1 protein-coding gene is annotated in these 718 nt (G+C 65.9%); it reads left to right on the top strand.

All coding sequences use genetic code 11. The annotated features are described in order from the left end of the window. On the top strand, positions 1–395 hold a 395-nt coding region (locus tag VTU_RS29600; protein ID WP_010109032.1), incomplete at its 5' end, for a choice-of-anchor U domain-containing protein. Positions 396–718 lie beyond the last annotated feature (323 nt).

Here is a 718-nt window from a genome sequence, read left to right as displayed (position 1 = left end):
CACGCATCACCCACCTGGAGCAAAAGAACGCACCCGCCGAATTGCCCAAGGGAATGGAAATGCCCCTCGGTCTGCTCCGCTTCGAGGCAGCGCAGGCCACGGGCCACAGCAGCGAAAAATTCAGCCTGTACGTGGACCCGGCGCTGGGCGTCAACGGCTACTGGCTGCGGGACAGCACCGGCACCTGGGTCAACTTGGCGAGCAGCCCTTACGGCGGCAAGATGGCGCTGGAAGGCGGGCAGCTGCGGCTGGACTTTGAGATCAGCGATGGCGGGCAGTTCGACGCCGACGGCAAGGCCAACGGCGTCATCACCGCGCCCGGCGCCGCGGCGCAGATGCCGCTGTCCATCGTGGGGCAGGCGACGGATCTGGCGCATGGCAGCTACTGGTTCTGAGGACCTTGGGGACCAGCCTGCCCGGCAGTCCCGGGTTGAGACCCACCCCTTGATATCGAGCCCCGCTTGCCGGACTCGCGCCAGCGGGTGCTCGATGATTCCGTAGCCGCCCGCTCATTGAAGACCTTCGCCATAAAGCCGGGTTCGGTTGCCCGATCGGCATAAAGCTCACCGTTTGTCACGTTATGATACGCGGCATGCGGAACCTGCCTGCCCTTGCACACGCCTGCCAACCAAGCGGAAGGCGGGGTTTGCATATGCTGAGAGCCGCCCTCCTGAAGAGCCCGCCGTGCGCTGCGGCCGCCCCCCTGCCTGATAGTCGG

The organism is Verminephrobacter aporrectodeae subsp. tuberculatae At4 (genome assembly GCF_000193225.1).
In the GTDB taxonomy this organism is placed as follows: domain Bacteria; phylum Pseudomonadota; class Gammaproteobacteria; order Burkholderiales; family Burkholderiaceae_C; genus Acidovorax; species Acidovorax aporrectodeae.
This window is presented reverse-complemented; position numbering and strand designations above follow the sequence as displayed.